The 17,579-nt window shown below is 70.9% G+C and carries 16 protein-coding genes; 5 read left to right on the top strand and 11 right to left on the bottom strand.

The window, feature by feature from the left end:
* Positions 1-99: 99 nt before the first annotated feature.
* The gene (locus ACFWJ8_RS13930) at positions 100-1,050 is read left to right on the top strand and encodes a hypothetical protein (protein WP_378812403.1); all 951 of its coding nucleotides are present in this window, start codon (positions 100-102) and stop codon (positions 1,048-1,050) included.
* Complete coding sequence (locus tag ACFWJ8_RS13935) at positions 1,047-1,418, top strand: GntR family transcriptional regulator (protein WP_378812405.1); 372 nt, start codon at positions 1,047-1,049, stop codon at positions 1,416-1,418. Before ACFWJ8_RS13930 ends, ACFWJ8_RS13935 begins: the two co-directional genes overlap by 4 nt.
* Before the next feature lie 11 nt (positions 1,419-1,429).
* Here ACFWJ8_RS13935 and ACFWJ8_RS13940 read toward each other — a convergent pair whose 3' ends face one another.
* The 10 genes from ACFWJ8_RS13940 to ACFWJ8_RS13985 form a co-directional block, all read right to left on the bottom strand.
* The gene (locus tag ACFWJ8_RS13940) at positions 1,430-2,515 is read right to left on the bottom strand and encodes a glycosyltransferase (protein WP_378812408.1); all 1,086 of its coding nucleotides are present in this window, start codon (positions 2,513-2,515) and stop codon (positions 1,430-1,432) included.
* A gap of 55 nt (positions 2,516-2,570) precedes the next feature.
* Entirely contained in the window at positions 2,571-3,776 is a 1,206-nt protein-coding gene (gene ftsW / locus ACFWJ8_RS13945) for a putative lipid II flippase FtsW (protein WP_378812676.1), read from the bottom strand.
* Between the two features lie 97 nt (positions 3,777-3,873).
* Positions 3,874-5,478, bottom strand: a complete 1,605-nt coding sequence (murD, locus tag ACFWJ8_RS13950) for a UDP-N-acetylmuramoyl-L-alanine--D-glutamate ligase (protein ID WP_378812411.1) — start codon at positions 5,476-5,478, stop codon at positions 3,874-3,876.
* Positions 5,475-6,587 carry a phospho-N-acetylmuramoyl-pentapeptide-transferase gene (gene mraY, locus ACFWJ8_RS13955; protein ID WP_378812413.1) on the bottom strand — a complete coding sequence of 371 codons (1,113 nt, stop codon included), beginning with the start codon at positions 6,585-6,587 and terminating at the stop codon, positions 5,475-5,477. Before mraY ends, murD begins: the two co-directional genes overlap by 4 nt.
* A complete protein-coding gene (gene murF / locus ACFWJ8_RS13960) occupies positions 6,584-7,996 on the bottom strand; it encodes a UDP-N-acetylmuramoyl-tripeptide--D-alanyl-D-alanine ligase (RefSeq protein ID WP_378812416.1) in 1,413 nt (470 codons plus the stop codon). The genes mraY and murF overlap by 4 nt, the downstream gene beginning before the upstream one ends.
* Positions 7,997-8,022: 26 nt before the next feature.
* Entirely contained in the window at positions 8,023-9,807 is a 1,785-nt protein-coding gene (locus ACFWJ8_RS13965) for a peptidoglycan D,D-transpeptidase FtsI family protein (RefSeq protein WP_378812419.1), read from the bottom strand.
* Between the two features lie 85 nt (positions 9,808-9,892).
* Positions 9,893-10,492, bottom strand: a complete 600-nt coding sequence (locus ACFWJ8_RS13970; protein ID WP_378812422.1) for a hypothetical protein — start codon at positions 10,490-10,492, stop codon at positions 9,893-9,895.
* A complete protein-coding gene (rsmH, locus tag ACFWJ8_RS13975; RefSeq protein WP_378812425.1) occupies positions 10,489-11,442 on the bottom strand; it encodes a 16S rRNA (cytosine(1402)-N(4))-methyltransferase RsmH in 954 nt (317 codons plus the stop codon). The genes ACFWJ8_RS13970 and rsmH overlap by 4 nt, the downstream gene beginning before the upstream one ends.
* A gap of 111 nt (positions 11,443-11,553) precedes the next feature.
* Positions 11,554-11,985: a division/cell wall cluster transcriptional repressor MraZ gene (mraZ, locus tag ACFWJ8_RS13980; protein ID WP_026305415.1), complete on the bottom strand. Its 432-nt coding sequence runs from the start codon at positions 11,983-11,985 to the stop codon at positions 11,554-11,556.
* A 196-nt stretch (positions 11,986-12,181) separates the two neighbouring features.
* Positions 12,182-12,550, bottom strand: coding sequence for a DUF3040 domain-containing protein (locus tag ACFWJ8_RS13985; RefSeq protein WP_378812428.1), 369 nt, complete (start codon positions 12,548-12,550; stop codon positions 12,182-12,184).
* A gap of 64 nt (positions 12,551-12,614) precedes the next feature.
* Between ACFWJ8_RS13985 and ACFWJ8_RS13990 the strand changes: the two genes are divergently transcribed.
* Positions 12,615-13,709, top strand: a complete 1,095-nt coding sequence (locus tag ACFWJ8_RS13990; protein ID WP_378812430.1) for a polyprenyl synthetase family protein — start codon at positions 12,615-12,617, stop codon at positions 13,707-13,709.
* A 4-nt stretch (positions 13,710-13,713) separates the two neighbouring features.
* On the opposite strand, the gene ACFWJ8_RS13995 is transcribed toward ACFWJ8_RS13990, so the two are convergent.
* Complete coding sequence (locus ACFWJ8_RS13995; RefSeq protein ID WP_378812432.1) at positions 13,714-14,073, bottom strand: Rv2175c family DNA-binding protein; 360 nt, start codon at positions 14,071-14,073, stop codon at positions 13,714-13,716.
* 192 nt (positions 14,074-14,265) lie between these two features.
* Here ACFWJ8_RS13995 and ACFWJ8_RS14000 point away from each other — a divergent pair, with 192 nt between their 5' ends.
* Both ACFWJ8_RS14000 and pknB read left to right on the top strand, forming a co-directional pair.
* Positions 14,266-15,459, top strand: a complete 1,194-nt coding sequence (locus ACFWJ8_RS14000) for a LysM peptidoglycan-binding domain-containing protein (RefSeq protein ID WP_378812435.1) — start codon at positions 14,266-14,268, stop codon at positions 15,457-15,459.
* A 109-nt stretch (positions 15,460-15,568) separates the two neighbouring features.
* A complete protein-coding gene (gene pknB / locus ACFWJ8_RS14005; RefSeq protein WP_378812438.1) occupies positions 15,569-17,524 on the top strand; it encodes a Stk1 family PASTA domain-containing Ser/Thr kinase in 1,956 nt (651 codons plus the stop codon).
* Positions 17,525-17,579 lie beyond the last annotated feature (55 nt).

Consider the following 17,579-nt stretch of genomic DNA (forward strand, 5'->3'; position numbering starts at 1 on the left):
TGGCGAGGGGATGCCGCGGCCCCGGCGCGCCCGACGCCGCCGGCCGGCGGCATCCACTCTGTATTGACACATTGATACAGAACACGACACAATCTTCCTGTGCCGATGAGTTTCGAGATGTCGTTCGAGGCGTTCAACACGATCCTGCTGTGCCTGGCTGCGGTCGTGCCTGTCGTGATCCTGATCGCGACCCGCAGCGACACGTGGGGCGTGACGACGATCGAGCGCATGTCGGTGCGGGCGCGTCTGCCGATCCCGTCGTGGGACATGTGGCGCAGCATCCGCGGGCGTTCGCGGGCGCTCCTGCGCGCCAACATGTGGGGGCTGCTGGCCGGCATCGTGTTCGTCGGCGGACTCTTCGTGTGGACGCCCGCCGGCTCGTCGCCCTTCGCGATGTGGCTCCTCACGCTCACTCTGCTGATCGGCGTGCTCAGTATCGCCTCGACGATCGTCGGGGTGCGCGAGCGCCTGTTCTCCCCCGCCCCCGCGGCGCCCCGCATCGCGCGGGCGAAGGCCCTGCAGGTGCGCGACTACCTGCCGACGTGGGCCGCCCTGCTCCCGGCCTGGCTGCTCGCCGCGGCCGTGCTCGCGTGCGCCCTGCTCGCGGCCATGACCTCCGTGGGCGCCATCGCTCCCCTCTCGGCGATCGTCGCCGTCGCCGCGCTCGCCTTCGCGGGGCTCGCGGCAGCCGCGTGCCGGGTCGCCGAGCACCGTGTGCTGGCACAGCCGCAGCCGGCGTCGGACACGCTCGAGCTCGCCTGGGACGACCTGTTCCGGGTCGGCGCGTTCGTGTCCCTGCGCATGAGTGCCGCGATGGCCGCCTGGCTGCCGCTCGGTCTCGCCCTCACGGGCATCGTCTACGCGGCCATCGGGATCGGCGAGCCCGACGTGTCACGCCTGTTCTCGCTGTTCCCGTGGTTCGGCATCCCGTTCCTTCAGGTCGGCTACTCGCTGATCGACGGCAGACTCCCGATCCGCCTGTATCCGGAGTATCTTCGCCCTGCAGCGCCGGCGCCGGCGCCGGCGCCGATCGGAGGGTTCCCGGCATGATCGTCATCGATCCCTCCTCGCCCGTCCCGCCGTTCGAGCAGCTGCGCGCCGGGCTCGTGGATGCCGTGGCCACCGGTGAGCTGGCCGCCGGGGAGCGGCTGCCCACCGTGAGGCGTCTCGCCGAGGATCTCGGCGTCGCGCCGGGAACCGTGGCGCGCGCCTACCGTGAGCTCGAGGCATCCGGCATCATCGAGACCCGCGGCCGCAACGGCACGTTCGTCGCGTTCGACGCCGATCCCGCGCGCCAGCAGCTGCAGCGTGCCGCTGCCGCGTTCGCCGCGCAGGTGCGCGACCTGCGGCTCGACACGGACGAGGCGCTCGCCGTCGTCGCCGCGGCGCTGCGCTCGAGCGGTCCGGCGACGGCCTAGAGCGACCCCCGTCAGCCGCGCAGTGCCTCGTCGATCATCGCGACGACGTTGTCGGTTCCGTTCTTGATGCCGACGGATGCCGCGGCCTCCGCCATCGCGGCGCGCCTCGTGTCGTCGGCCAGGAACGGGACGACCTCGGCGCGCACGCGGTCGCCCGTGAAGCCGGCGTCCGGGATCAGGACGGCGGCGCCGGCGCGCACGGCCGAAGCGGCATTGAGCGCCTGCTCGCCGTTGCCCACGGCGTACGGCACGTACATGGTCGGGATGCCCAGGGCGCTGATCTCGCTCACCGTCGCCGCACCCGCGCGCGAGACGATCACGTCGGCCAGCGCGAAGGCCAGGTCCATGCGGTCGAGGTAGCGCACCACCGCGTAGCCCGGCACGCCGGGGTCGGTCAGCTCTGAGCGCTCCCCCGTCGCGTGCAGGAGCTGCCAGCCCGCGTCGACCACGTCGCGCCACGCCGCCCCGTGGCCTTCGCCGAACGCCTCGTTGAGGCGCTGCGCGCCCAGCGATCCGCCGAATACGAGCAGCACCGGCCGCTCGGCGTCGAGTCCGAAGTACGCGGCGGCCTCGGCGCGGAGCGCCGCGCGGTCGAGCGTGACGATCTCGTCGCGCAGCGGCATCCCGACCACGCGCGAGCGCTTGAGCGGTGTGCCCTCGAACGCGACCCCGACACCCGCGGCACGGCGTGCGCCCAGCACGTTGGCCAGGCCCGGGCGGGCGTTCGCCTCGTGGACCACGAACGGCACACGCTCCCGGCGCGCGGCGACGTACGCGGGGGCCGAGGCGTAGCCGCCGAACCCCACGACGACGTCGACGCCCCGCTCGGCGATGTGACGGCGGACCTGTCCGATCGCGCGCTGGAACCGGGCCGGGAACGCCGCCGCAGCGCCGTTCGGGCGACGCGGGAAGGGCACTTTGTCGACGAACAGCAGCTCGTACCCGCGCTCGGGAACGAGGCGCGCTTCGAGCCCTTCGCGGGTGCCAAGGACCAGCACGTCCGCCTCGGGGTCGCGGGCACGCAGCGCGTCGGCCACGGCGAGCAGCGGGTTGACGTGCCCGGCGGTGCCACCGCCGGCGAGAAGATACGTCGTCACTCCCCGAGCCTACCGGGCGGGCGCACGCCACTCAGGGCCGCGGCCGCGGCGAGGGTCAGCGGACGGCGCGCAGCTTCGCGCGCTCCCGCGCGGCGCGTGCCTCGGCGATCCTCGCCTCGCGTCGCGCGACGGATGCCGGCAGCGACCGCGCGAACGCGAGCAGCACGCCGCACGCGACGAGCACGGACAGCAGCGAGGTTCCACCCTGCGACATGAACGGCAGGGGCACGCCCAGCACCGGGAACACACGCAGCACAACGCCGATGTTGATGAGCGCCTGGCCGACGATCCAGACGGTGATGCCGCCCGCGGCGATGCGCACGAACGGGTCGTCGGTCTTGCGGATGATGTGGAAAGCGCCGACCGCGAACAGCGCGAACAGCGTCAGCACGACGGCGCAGCCGATGAGCCCGAGCTCTTCACCGACGATCGCGAAGATGTAGTCGTTCGCGGCAGCCGGCAGCCAGTCGTACTTCTCACGGGAATTGCCGAGCCCCAGGCCGAACAGTCCGCCGCTCGCGAGGCCCCAGATCCCGTGGAGAGGCTGGTAGCAGTCGTTGTAGTAGTCGGCGAGGCAGTTCGGGTTCAGGAAGCTCATGAACCGCCGCATGCGGTCGGGGCTGGTCACCGCGAGCACCGCCACGGCGCCGGCCGCGGCGATGGCGGGCAGCACGAAGATGCGCAGCTTGACCCCCGAGAAGAACAGCGCCCCGAGGACGATGAGCACGAGGATCATCGCGGTGCCGAGGTCCTCGCCGGCGAGCACGGTGGCGATCGCGAAACCTGCGACCGGCACGAGCGGGATGAACACGTGCTGCCACTTCGTCAGGAGCGTCCGCTTGCGGAACAGCACATACGCGACCCACAGTGCGAGGCCGAGCTTGAGGAACTCCGACGGCTGCGCCTGGAATCCCGCGATGGTGATCCAGTTGCGGTTGCCGTCCGCGGAGTGGCCGAGGGGTGTGAAGACGAGGAGCTGGAAGGCGACGCCGAAGATCAGTGCGGGCCAGGCCATCTTCTTGAAGAACGAGATGGGCAGGCGGCTCGCGATGAACATGAGCGGGAGGGCGATCGCCGCGAAGGCGGCCTGCTTGATCACGTCCTCCCACGGGGCTTCGCCGCGCGAGGTGGCGACCGCCGAGGTCGCCGACAGCACCATGACCAGCCCGAACGCGGTCAGCAGCAGCGCGGTCGACGCGATCAGGAGGAATTCGCTCGGCACCGGCGCGAACACGCGGCCCAGCGAGACGCGAGCGGCCAGCCCGCGCTTGGCGGGCCTGTCGTCGGTCGCCTGCGCGTCCTTCGTGCGAGGGCCTCTCGTCGGGCGCGATGCCGAGGGCGCAGCCGACGCTTCGGGCTCAGGCGTCGTCGGCGTCGTCCGGCGCGGCGGGGTCGGCCGGGTGGCCCGAGGCCGAGGCGGCTCTGTCGTCGTCACCCGGGACCTCCGTTCCGATCCGTTCCCTCACCGCCGCCGCGAATCGGCGGCCGCGGTCCGCGTACGAGGCGAACTGGTCGAAGGATGCCGCAGCGGGAGCGAGCAGAACCACGTCCCCGTCACGCGCCACCCCTGCCGCCAGTTCGACGACACGCGCCATGACGTCTTCAGTCTCGACGCCGTCCACCTCGAACACGGGCACCGTGGGCGCGTGTCGCTCGAACGCGGCGACCACCGCGGCCCGCTCGGCGCCGATGACGATCGCCGCCTTCGCGGCCGCTCCGCGGCCCGCGACGAGTTCAGAGATGTCCACGCCCTTGAGCAGACCGCCGACGACCCACACGGCGCCGGGGTAGGCCGCGAGCGACGAGGCGGCGGCGTGCGGGTTGGTGGCCTTCGAGTCGTCGACCCACGTGACGCCCGCGTGCCGGGCCACGATCTCGATGCGGTGCGGATCCAGGCGGAAGCCGCGGAGCGCGTCGCGGATCGCGGCGGGCGGGACGTCGAGCGAGCGTGCCAGGGCGGCCGCGGCGAGGATGTTGGCCACGATGTGCGGCGCGGCGAGCCCGAGGCCCGCGAGCTCGTCGACGGTGGTGAGCTCGAGCGCGCTCTTGTGACGGTCGTCGAGGAATGCCCGGTCGACGAGGATGCCCTCGACGACGCCGAGGTCGCTCGGGCCCGGGATGCCGAGATCGAAGCCGATGGCGCGGGCGCCCTCGATCACCTCGGCGTCCTCGACCATGGCCTGGGTGGCGGCATCCGCCTTGTTGTACACGCACGCGACCCGCGTGTTGTCGTAGACGTGCGCCTTGGCGGCCCGGTACCCCTCGAACGAGCCGTGCCACTCGAGGTGGTCGTCGGCCAGGTTGAGGCACACCGCGGCGTGCGGCGACAGCGGCTCGGGCGAGTCCTGGAGCCCGAGGTACCAGAGCTGGTGGCTCGACAGCTCGACGACGAGCACGTCGAAGCCGGAAGGGTCGCGCACCGCGTCGAGCACCGGGGTGCCGATGTTGCCGACCGGCGCGGCGCGCAGTCCGCCCGCGACGAGCATCGTCGCGGTGAGCCGCGTGGTGGTGGTCTTGCCGTTCGTGCCGGTGATGAGCACCCAGTCGGCCGGCGTGCCGTCGGCGCGGACGACCTTGTCGCGCACGCGCCACGCGAGCTCCACGTCGCCCCAGAGCGCGATGCCGTTCTCGCGCGCCCAGACGACGACGGGATGCCGCGGCGAGAAGCCAGGCGAAGCCACGACGACCTCGGGGGCGAAGTCCGCGAGTTCGGCGGGAACGGAGCCTTCAGCCCGCGGATCGGCGCTGTCGAGCGGGCCGGTCCACAGGCGCGCGCCGATGACGGGCAGCAGGCGCGCGTACTCCTCGTCGGCCTTCTCGGTCACGACGAGCACGTCGGCGCCGAGCTCGGTCAGCGTGTCGGCGACCGAGAAGCCCGTGACGGACAGGCCGAGCACGGCGACCCGGAGGCCCTTCCAATCGGCATTCCAGCTGGTGAGGGCGCGCAGGCGGTCCGAGGTCATGTGCGGGAGAGCCATTCGACGTAGAAGAATCCGATGCCCGAGACCGCGAGGAGGCCCGCGATGATCCACATGCGGACGACGATCGTCACCTCGGACCAGCCGCGCATCTCGAGGTGGTGGTGGAACGGGCTCATGAGGAACAGGCGCTTGCCGCGCGTGATCTTGAAGTAGAGCCGCTGCAGGATCACCGATCCCGGACCGATGATGAAGACGCCGGCGACGAGCACGGCGAGCAGCTCGGTGCGGGTGAGGATCGCCATGGCGGCGATGACGCCGCCGATCGCCATCGAGCCGACGTCGCCCATGAAGACCTTGGCCTTGGGGGCGTTCCACCAGAGGAACCCGACGAGGGCGCCGACGAACGAGGCCGAGATGATCGCGAGGTCGAACGGATCGCGCGTCGGGTAGCACGCCATCTGCGCACCGGACGTCAGTTCGCCACCGCCCCAGCAGGCCTGGTTGAACTGCCAGAAGGCGATGAGACTGTACGCGCCCGTGACGAAGATGCCCGAGCCCGCCGCGAGTCCGTCGAGGCCGTCGGTGACGTTGGTGCTGTTCGAGAACGCGACGCCGATGAACGACACCCACGTGAGGTAGAGGATCCAGCCGACGACCACTCCGAGCGCCATGAACGACAGCGCCTGCACGTCGCGGAACACCGAGATGTACGGCGACGCAGGAGTCTGCCCGTAGATGTTCGGGAAGTTGAGCGCCACGATGCCGAAGGGCACGGTCACGATGACCTGCCCCACGACCTTGCGCCACCCGCTCAGGCCCATGAAGCGCTGCTGGCGCACCTTCATGTAGTCGTCGATGAATCCGACGACGCCGAGGCCGACCATCATCCAGATGACGAGCAGGCCCGAGATCGTGGGCGGGTTGTTGCCGCTGTAGCAGCCGACCAGGTAGCCGACGATCGTGCCGACGATGAAGATCGTGCCGCCCATGGTGGGCGTACCGCGCTTGGTCTGGTGGTTGGGGTTGCGGATGTCCTCGGGTGTGCGGATCACCTGCGCCCAGCCCCACTTGCGGAACAGCCGCAGGAAGACCGGGGTGAGGAAGAGGGTGAAGGCCAGCGAGATCGCCGCCGCGGTAAGGAGAGATCTCACGAGAACGATTCTCCCAGACGATCGCCCAGGAACCGCAGTCCTGCCGAGTTGGACGACTTCACGAGCACACGGTCGCCCTCGCGCAGCTCGCCCTGCAGGTAGTCGAACGCCTCGTCGGCGGTCGAGAAGAAGACGGCCTCGTTGTCCCACGACCCCTGCGCGACCGCTTCGAGGTACATGCGGCGGGCGGCGTCGCCCACCACCACGATGCGCTGGATGCCCAGGCGCACCGCGAGCAGGCCGACGCGGTCGTGCTCGTCCTCTGCGTACTCGCCGAGCTCGCTCATCGCGCCGAGCACGGCGACCGTGCGCTCCCCCGGTCCGGTGATCTGCGCGAGCGTGCGCAGCGCCGCGGCCATCGAGTCCGGGCTGGCGTTGTACGCGTCGTTGATGATCCGCACACTGTCGGAGCCGAGCGGCTGCATGCGCCAGCGCTCGGCGATCTCGACCGTCTCCAGGCGCGAGACCGCGTCGGCCAGGGTCACGCCGAGCGTCGTCGCGGCCGCGATCGCGGCGAGGGCGTTCATGACGTGATGCTCGCCGAGCACCTTCAGGCGCAGCGGCAGCGACTGGCCGTCGGCCGTGACGGTGAAGGACGTGCCGGATGCCGTCACGACGACGTCGTCGGCACGCACCTCGGCCTCCGGCCCGCGGCCGAACCACCGCACCGAGACGCCCTGCTCAGCGGCGATGGGCGCCATCGCGGCCACGCGCGCGTCGTCGGCATTGAGGACGGCGACTCCGCCGGCACGGAGCGCGCGCACGAGCTCGGACTTGGCGTGGAACGTCGCCTCGATGCCGCCGAACCCGCCGGCGTGGGCCATGCCCACCATGAGCACGACGCCGACGTCGGGGTCGACGAGGCCTGCGAGCCGGGCGATCTCGCCGGGTGCGCTCGCGCCGAACTCGCTCACGAGGAATCGCGTGGAATCGGTGACGCGAAGCATCGTGAGGGGCGCCCCGACCTCATTGTTGAACGACGCCTTCGGGGCGACCGTCTCGCCCTCGCCCTCGAGGATGCGCGCGAGGAGGTTCTTGGTGGTCGTCTTGCCGTTGGAGCCTGTGATGCCCACCACGCGCAGGTCGCCGGCATCCCGGACGCTCTTCACGACCACCCGGGCGAGGTCGGCGAGGGCCGCCACGGCGTCGGGGACGACGATCTGCGAGACGCGGGCAGCGACCCGGTGCTCGACGATCGCCACGGCGGCGCCGTGTGCGACGGCGGCGTCGACGAACAGGTGCCCGTCGGTGGCCTCGCCGGGCTTGGCGACGAAGACGCCGCCCGCGGCGATGAGCCGCGAGTCGGTGTCGACGGCGCCGGAGACGACGGTGTCGGGCGTGTCGCCGTCGGCGAGGATGGCCTCGCCCGAGACGGCATGCGCAAGCTGTGCGATGGTGAGGGAGATCATGGGGAAGGTGCTCCGTCGGGTCGGTGCTACCCGAACTTGGGCAGCAGCACCGGCGACGTCGTCGAGGGCATGACGCGATAGGTCTTCAGAACCTGGGTCATGGCCTTCTGGAACGCGGTCGCGTTGGCCGCAGACGATGTTACCTTCGTCGGCTCGTCGAGGGTGACGACGACCACGTACTCGGGGTCGTCGGCGGGCGCGAAGCCCACCATCGTCGTGTAGTACACGCCCTGCTTGTAATGGCCGTTGCCGTCGGTCTTCTCACCGGTGCCGGTCTTGCCGCCGATGCGGTACCCGGGGATCTCCACGGCCTTGGCGTAGTTCGCCTGCAGGAACACGTTCTCGAGCATCTCGCGCATCTGGGCCGACGTGCTCTCGCTGATGACGCGCTCCGGCTCGGCGACCTCGGGCTTCACGACCGTGCCGTCGGCCTTCGTGCACGACTCGATGATCTGCAGCGGCATCCTGACCCCGCCGTCGACGATCGCACCGTACGCGCGCGCGAGCTCCGGCATGGTGGTCGTGACGCCCTGACCGAACGCGGTGTTGTACGTCGTCTGCGCGCCCCACTCGTCCGACGGGTAGATGAGGCCGTTCTCTTCCCCGGGGTAACCCGAGTCCGTGCCGTCGCCGATGCCGAACCGCTTGAAGTAGTCGTAGCGCGTCTGCTTGTCGACCTTCTCGCTGAACTTGGAGATGCCGGCGTTCGACGAGTCGATGAGCACTCCCGTCAGGGTGTAGTCATAGGCCGGGTGCTGGAAGGAGTCGCGCACGCGCACCCCTCCAGGGAAGTACTCCAGGCCGGACGCGGTGACGGTCGACTCCGGTGTCTGGCCGCCCGCGTCGATCACGGTCGCCGCCGTGAGGCCCTTGAAGGTCGACCCCGGCTCGAACTGGTGGAGGAAGATGCTGCTGGTGCGGTCGCTGACATCGGCCGCGGCGAAGTTGTTCGGATCCACCGTCGGGTACTCGGCGGCCGCGCGCACCTTGCCGGTCTTGACCTCGTAGACGAGGATCGCACCGCGCTGAGCCACCATGTTCTGCGTCTGCTCGGCGATCAGCTGCTGCAGATACCACTGCAGGTCACGATCGATGGTGAGCTGCAGCGTGCCGCCGTCGGTCGCCGGGTCCTCCTTCTCCGTGCCCGGGATGACGACGCCGTCCTTGCCGCGCTCGTACGTGAGTTCGCCGTTCGTCGCGGCGAGACAGGAGTTCTGGGAGCTCTCCAGGCTCTCCAGCGGCTGACCGTCCGTCCCGACGAAGCCGATCAGATTGCCCGCGACGGCGCCGTCAGGGTACGTGCGCGCGGGGTGCTCCTGGCAATGGAGATACGGGACCTTGAGATCCGCGAGCGCGCGGAACTGCTCGGTCGACAGGCCCTTCTTCAGGGACGCGTACTGCGTCGCCGAGTTCTCGGCCAGCGCATCTCCGACGATCTGACGCACCTCCTCGGGCGTCTGCCCGGTGACGGCGGCGACGTCGTCCGACACGTCCGCCCACAGTCGGTACTTCGACTTCTTCTCGAGCACCGCGCTGTCGATCTGCGTGATGAGGAGCGGATCGAGCTGGCAGTCGTACTGCAGGATGCTTCCGGCCAGCACCTCGCCGTTCGTGTCGACGATCGCGCCGCGCGTGCCGTACAGCTTCTCCTTGCCGGCGAACGCGACGTTCAGCGAGTCCTGGACGTGCTCGTCGGCGTTGACCACCTGGATGTCGACGAGGCGGACGACGAAACCGGCGAGGACCGCCAGCACGACTCCGAGGGCCACGACGGTGCGGCGGCGGGGGCTTCTCGTGCTTCTGGTCGTCATCTGCTTCTCGTGCTCTGCGTCTCGCGTTCTCTGCGTTCAGTGCTCACCGTCGGCGCCGTCGTCTCGTCTCAGTGTGTGCTCGGCCCTAGTGTGTGCTCGGTGTCGGCAGTCCATCGGTCATCGGCGGCGGAGTGTTGCCGACCCCGCCGTCGACGGGATCCGCCACCTCGACGGGCAGCCCTCCGATCGTCGCGTCGGGGACGGTGACCAGCGGGGTGTCGGTGATGAGGGCGTTGGCGACCGATCCCCGGCCGATGGCGTCGACGGACGACGACCCCATCGCGACCTCGGACGGCCCGAGGATCGCGCCGTCGCTGAGGCGCAGGTAGCTCGGCGCCTCGTTGATCACCATGCCGAGCGCCGCCGCGTTGGCGGCGAGGTACTGCGGCGAGCTGAGTCCGGCGACGTCGTCGTACAGGATCTGCTTCTGATACGTGAGGTCGCGCTGCTCCTGGGCGAGCGTGGACAGCTCATAGGTGCCCTGGGTCGTCATGAGCGACAGTGACATCTGGGCCGCGGCGATGAGGAACGCCCCGGCGACCGCGACGATGCCGTACAGCAGCTTCGGCCGACGCCGGCGGGCGGGCGCATCGACGATCCGGAGGCGCCGGCGCGGGGCATCCGCCCGCTCCGGCGCGACGGACCGCCGCGGCAGTCCCCTCGCGCTCAGCGCAGTCGTGCTCATGCGTCCTCCCTCAGCCGCTCGGCGGCGCGCAGCCGCACAGGCGTCGCGCGCGGGTTGACCGCGCGCTCCTCGTCAGTGGCGAGCTCGGCTCCCTTGACGAGCAGTCGGAATCGGGGGGCGTGTTCGGGCAGCTCGACGGGCAGGCCGGCCGGCGCCGTCGAGGCCGATGCCTCGGCGAGGGCCCGCTTGACGAGCCGGTCTTCGAGCGACTGGTACGACAGGACGACGATGCGGCCGCCGACCGGAAGGATGCCGAGGGCCGAGGGCACGGCGCGGTCGAGCACGGACAGCTCGCGGTTGACCTCGATGCGCAGCGCCTGGAACACGCGCTTGGCGGGGTGCCCGGCGCGCTGCACGGCGGCAGGCGTCGCCGCCTGCAGGATCTCGACGAGGCGGCCGGAGCGCTCGATCGGAGCCTCGGCGCGGGCGGCGATGATCGCGCGGGCGTAGCGGGCGGCGAGCTTCTCCTCGCCGTAGCGCTCGAAGATGCGGCGCAGGTCGCCCTCGCCGTAGGTCGCGAGGACGTCGGCGGCCGTCGTGCCCGCGGACTGGTCCATGCGCATGTCGAGCGGTGCGTCCTGCGCGTAGGCGAAGCCGCGGTCGGCGACGTCGAGCTGCAGGGACGAGACGCCGAGATCGAACAGGATGCCGTCGGCGTGCGCGAAGCCGGCCGACGTGACGGCATCCGCGATCCCGTCGTAGACGGTGTGGACGAGGGTCACCCGGTCGCCGAACGGCGCCAGGCGCTCCCCCGCGATGCGCAGCGCGTCGGTGTCGCGGTCGAGGCCGACCAGGTGCAGCCCCGGGAAGCGCTCGAGGAACGCCTCGGAGTGGCCGCCCATGCCGAGCGTCGCGTCGACGAAGACGGCGCCGTCGCGCTCGAGGGCGGGGGCGAGCAGCTCGATGCAGCGCTCGAGCATGACGGGAGTGTGGATGTCGCGAAGGTTCATGATGCGTCAGTCCCGCTGTTCTCCTCCCCCGGTCCTGATCCCCATCCGCTCTGACCTGGCACCGGGGAAGTGTGTCAGGGCGGGAGCGGCTGGGAGTCGGGGCCTGGGGCGTCAGAACAGTCCCGGGATCACCTCCTGCTCCAGCTCGGCGTAGCTCTCTTCGTTGGCCTCTGCGTAGGTGTTCCACGCATCGGCGTTCCAGATCTCGGCGTGGGCGCCCACGCCGGTGACGACGAGTTCGCGTTCCAGGCCGGCGTAGGCGCGCAGCGGAGGGGGGATGGTGATGCGGTTCTGACTGTCGGGCTTCTCGGCGCTCGCGCCGGAGAGGAACATGCGCAGGAAGTCCCGCGCCTGCTTGTTGGCGAGCGGCGCCTCGCGGATGCGCTCGTGCACCCGTTCGAACTCCGCCTCGCTGAAGACGTACAGGCAGCGATCCTGCCCGCGCGTCACGACGACACCCCCACCAAGGTCGTCTCGGAACTTCGCCGGGAGGATGACGCGGCCTTTGTCGTCGAGCTTGGGTGTGTGCGTGCCCAACAGCATCGGTACATCACACCCCCTTCAGCCGGCCCCCCGGGTTATTCGCCACTTTACTCCACTCTCCTCCACTTCACCATCGATTCGATGCTGAACGCTCCCTGTGAGGTACCTGAAGAGGGTTGGCGACCCGTACACGGGCAACAAAAAAGCACCGACCCGAAGGTCGGTGCTTCTGTGCCGTTTCAGGCGACGGGGACGCTCAGCGCTCCTCCTGCCGCTTGTCCCAGCGATCGTTCATGCGGTCCATGAACGAAGAACTGTTGTTCTGCGGCTTGGCCGGCCGCTCGGGTTCGACGCGGGCCTTGCCGGCTCCGCGTCCGGGGGTGATGGCGAGGATGACCCCGCCGAGCATCACGACGAAGCCGATGACCCCGACGGCGATGATCTGGAGCGAGACGCCCATGATCAGTCCGCCGATGCCCAGCAGCACGAGGATGGTGCCGTAGACGATGTTGCGATAGCTCAGGGTGCGCCCGCCCTGCGGCGCGCTGACGACGTCCGCGTCGTTGCGCATGAGATGGCGTTCCATCTCGTCCAGCAGGCGCTGCTCCTGTTCGGAGAGTGGCATGCATCCCCCTCTGTACTTCCGGTGGCTCGATTGTACGCGTGCCCTTCGTCACTAGGCTAGGCCCGTGTCCTCACTCGCAGAGCCGATCGAAGCCATTTCCCAGCGAGTCGACACATTCGTCACAGCACAGCGGGCGGGCGCGGCGGATGCCGGCGCTGACGCGGCGCTGTTCATCGACGCCGCGGCCGACGCCGCGACCGGCGGAAAGCGCCTTCGCGGCCGCTTCTGCCTCGTCGGGTGGAGGGCTGTGGAGGAAGCCGCAGGACCCGCCCCCGACGCACCCGGGCCGGTGCTCGCCGCGGCCGCCGCGCTCGAGGTGTTCCACGCGGCCGCACTCGTGCACGACGACCTCATCGACAACTCCGACACCCGTCGCGGGCGCCCGGCCACCCACCGCGCGCTCGAAGCGCGCCACCGGCTCGCCGGCTGGCACGGCGACGCCGACGCGTTCGGCCGCTCCAGCGCCATCCTCGTGGGCGACCTGCTGGTGGCGTGGAGCGACGACATCCTCGAGGAGGGCCTCGTCGAGGCCCTGCCCGCGCGCGCCGCGGCCGCTCGGCGCCAGTACGCGCTCATGCGGCGGGAGGTGACCCTCGGCCAGTTCCTCGATGTCGCCGAGGAGTCCGCCTTCGTGACGGAGCCCGACGACCGGCACGCCGAGCGGGCGCTGCGGGTCGCGTCTTATAAGTCGGCGCGATACAGCGTGCAGCAGCCGCTCGCGGTCGGCGCGGCCCTGGCGGGCGCCGACGACGCGCAGGCGGCGGCGCTGGCGGCGTTCGGGCATCCGCTGGGCATGGCGTTCCAGCTGCGCGACGACGTGCTGGGCGTGTTCGGCGACGAGCAGGCCACCGGCAAACCCTCCGGCGACGATCTGCGCGAGGGCAAGCGCACCGTGCTGATCGCCTTCACCCGAGAAGCGCTGAGCCCCACGGCGCGCCGCATCGTCGACGAGCTCGTCGGTGACCCGGGACTGGATGCCGCACAGATCGCGTCGCTGCAGCAGACGATCGTCGACTCGGGTGCGCTGGACCGCGTCGAACGCCTCATTGCGGACTACGCCCACGAGGCCGATCGCGCACTGTCGGGCGCGCGTCTGGGCAACGCCGCCGTCGGCGAGCTGCGCGATCTCGCGCACGCCGCGACGGTCCGCGCGACCTGAGGCGTCAGGCCAGCGAGCGTGCGACCCGGCGGACCTCGCTCTTGCGACCGGCGAGGAGCGCCTCGATGGGCGCGACGCCGATGGTGTCCTCGGGGGCGAGCAGCCAGTCGATCGCCTCGTCGTCCGAGAACCCGGCGTCGTGGAGCGCGAACACCGTTCCCCGCAGAGACGGCAGCGGGTGGCCGTCGACGATGAACACCGACGGCACCTTCAGGGCGCCGTCGCGCCGCGTGCCCACCAGGTGGAACTCGTCCAGCAGACGACGCACACGCCCGAGCGGTTCGCCGAGCACCTCCACCAGTTCCGGGAGGGTGAGCCAGTCGGTCTCGAACAGCGAAACTTCGTCAGAGGTCACGAAAGCCACTATCTCAGATGTTCGCGGCGCGCGGCTCCGGTCTCGTTCTGTCACATCCGTCACAGGGGTCACTTCCTATGACAGGCGTTGACACCCCTCACCATCCGTGACACCGTTTTCGGAGTCGACTGAGGGGGGAAACTCGTGCGACAGACCAGCAGCGCCCGCATTCCACGCGGGCACCGAGCGATCTTCTCCGGCGTGCCCGTGGCCGTCGCCGGATCCATCGCCCTGACGCTCACCGCCGCTCCCGCGCAGGCCACGACGGTGGATGCCGCGGCCCGTGGCGCAGCGGCGGATCCGGCCCGCAGCATCCGCTCGCTCGGCGTCGTGCACCAGCAGGCGCACGCCGTGGCACCCGCCGCCGCTCCCGTCAGTGCGGTGCCCGCGGTGGCGGTGCCGGCGGCGCAGCCGGCGCCCGCGACCTACACGGTGGTGCGCGGCGACACGGTCAGCCGCATCGCGTCGCGGTTCGGGCTGCGCACCGCCGACGTGCTGGCCCTGAACGGTCTCGGCTGGTCGTCGGTCATCTACCCCGGCCAGGTGCTGAAGCTCACCGCGGCCGCGGCGTCCGCCCCGGTCGCGGCCCCGCCGGTGACGAGCGCCGGCTCGTACACGGTCCAGCGCGGCGACACGATCAGCTCGATCGCGAGGCGCCACGGCGTGGCGACGAATGCCGTCCTCTCGTCCAACGGGCTCGGCTGGTCGTCGATCATCTACCCCGGCCAGCGGATCTCGATCCCGGGCGGAGCCGCACCGGCCGCGTCCGCACCCGCAGCTCCGACGACGCCGGCTGTCGCTCCTCCTGCGGCTCCGTCGGCAGGGGGTGCGACCTACACGATCGTCGCCGGCGACACCATCAGCGCGATCGCGAAGCGCCACGGCGTGAGCGTCAACGCGGTGCTCGCGGCCAACGGTCTCGGCATGTCGTCGATCATCTACCCCGGCCAGACCATCACGGTGCCGACCGCTGCGCCTTCGATCCCCGGTCTCACCGCCGAGCAGGTCTCCAACGCGCAGCTCATCGTCCGGATCGGGCGTGAGCTCGGCGTTCCCGAGCGCGGCATCGCGATCGCACTCGGCACGGCGATGCAGGAGTCGTCGCTGCGCAACGTCACGTGGGGCGACCGCGACTCGCTGGGCCTGTTCCAGCAGCGGCCGAGCTACGGCTGGGGCACCGAGGCTGAGGTCCAGGATGCCGCCCGCGCGACCCGCGCGTTCTTCGGGGGCGCCGGCGACCCGAACGGTGCGCGTACACGCGGCCTGCTCGACATCCCCGGATGGCAGGGTCTGACGTTCACGCAGGCCGCGCAGGCGGTGCAGATCTCGGCCTACCCCGACGCGTACGCGAAGTGGGAGGCCCCTGCGGCCTCGTGGCTCGCCGCCCTCGGCTGACGGCCGCCGCGCCCGCGGGGTCGTCCGGCGCGATGCGGACCGTCACATTACGGTCTCACGGGGCGAGGCGCTCCGCGGCCTCGCAGGTCCGCATCCGTAGACTCTCAGCGTGAGCACGAGTCAGCAGACCGACCCGCTGATCGGCCGTCTGGTCGACGGCCGGTACCGGGTGCGTGCTCGCATCGCCCGCGGCGGCATGGCGACGGTCTACGTCGCGACGGATCTGCGCCTGGAGCGCCGCGTCGCGCTCAAGGTGATGCACTCGCATCTGAGCGACGACTCCGTGTTCCAGAGCCGGTTCATCCAGGAGGCGCGCGCGGCCGCGCGGCTGGCCGATCCGCACGTGGTGAACGTGTTCGACCAGGGCCAGGACGGCGACATGGCGTACCTCGTCATGGAGTACCTCCCCGGCATCACGCTGCGAGAGCTGCTGCGCGAGCAGCGTCGCCTCACGGTGCCGCAGGCGATCTCGATCCTCGATGCCGTGCTGTCGGGCCTCGCGGCCGCGCACAAGGCCGGGATCGTCCACCGCGACGTCAAGCCCGAGAACGTGCTGCTGGCCGAGGACGGCCGTATCAAGATCGGCGACTTCGGGCTGGCGCGCGCGACCACCGCGAACACGGCCTCCGGTGCGCAGCTGCTCGGCACGATCGCGTATCTGGCGCCCGAGCTGGTCACCCGCGGCACCGCCGATGCGCGCAGCGACATCTACGCCATCGGCATCATGCTGTACGAGATGCTCACCGGCGAGCAGCCGTACAAGGGCGAGCAGCCCATGCAGATCGCCTTCCAGCACGCGACGGACTCGGTGCCGCGTCCGAGCGTCAAGAACCCTGGTGTGCCCGAGCCGCTCGACGAGCTGGTGCTGTGGGCGACCGAGAAGTCCCCGGAAGAGCGCCCGGTCGATGCGCGCGAGATGCTCAACCGCCTGCGCGAGATCGAGCGCGAGCTCGGCGTCGCCCCTGTCGTCGCCCGCACGGGACCGATCGGCGTGATCGGCGAGTCCGCGACACCGACGGGAGAGCTGACCGCGGTGCTGCCCAGCACGGCGACAGGCCCGGTGTCCACCCTCGAAGAGGTCGACAACTCCGCGCGCCTGCGCACGGCGACGCAGCGACGGCGCACGCGCGGCGCGTGGCTGCTGGCGCTCGTGCTGCTGCTGGCCGTCATGGCCGGCGGCATCGGCTGGTGGTTCGGCTCCGGCCCGGGCTCGATGGTCGTGGTGGCCGACGTGACCGGGCAGACGTACGACGAGGCCGCGGCGCGGCTCAAGCAGGACACGCTCATCGCCGTCCGGCAGGACGCGAACAGCCTCGATGTGCCGGTCGGCGACGTCATCAGCACGGACCCGGGCCACGGCACGCGCGTCGACCGCGACACCGAGGTGACGGTCGTCGTGTCGCTGGGACCGGCTGAGGCGACGTTCACGTCGTTCGCGGGCATGACCGACGCGGATGCGCGCGCGGCGCTGTCGGCGCAGTCCGTCGACACACCCGGTGAGAGCGCGCAGTTCTTCACTTCTGCCGCCGCCGACACGGTGGTGGGCGTCTCCATCCGCCCCGCCGGAGCGCCCGACGACGGCTCGCAGGACGTCCCCTGCATCGACGGCTGCACCGTCCACCAGGGCGACACGGCGAGCATCCAGGTGTCGCTCGGACCGGTGCCGGACGTGTCGGGCCAGAGCGAGGGCAAGGCCCGCAGCACCCTCGAGGGTCTCAATCTCGTCGTCGCCGACACCAGCACGACCGAGGCGAGCGACACCGTCGCCGAGGGCAAGGTGATCCGCCTCGACGGCGTCCCCGAGAACGGCTGGCTCGCACCCGGCGACACCGTGACGCTCGTCGTGTCGACCGGTCCCCCGCTGTTCCCGGTGCCGGACGTGGTCGGCGATACCCGCGACGAGGCGATCAGGAAGCTCGAGGACGCCGGGTTCCAGGTCGACTACGCCCCGTTCTTCGCGGTCGTCCCGGACGACATCACCGAGGTGAAGGCGTCCGATCCCGAGGCCGACGCGATGCAGCCCAAGGGCACGCGCGTCTACATCCAGCTGAGCGTCACGGGCTGACGCCCGCAACGACGAAGATCCCGGATGCCTCGGCCGGAGGCATCCGGGATCTTCG

This window comes from Microbacterium sp. NPDC058389, assembly GCF_042722305.1.
In the GTDB taxonomy this organism is placed as follows: Bacteria; Actinomycetota; Actinomycetes; order Actinomycetales; family Microbacteriaceae; genus Microbacterium.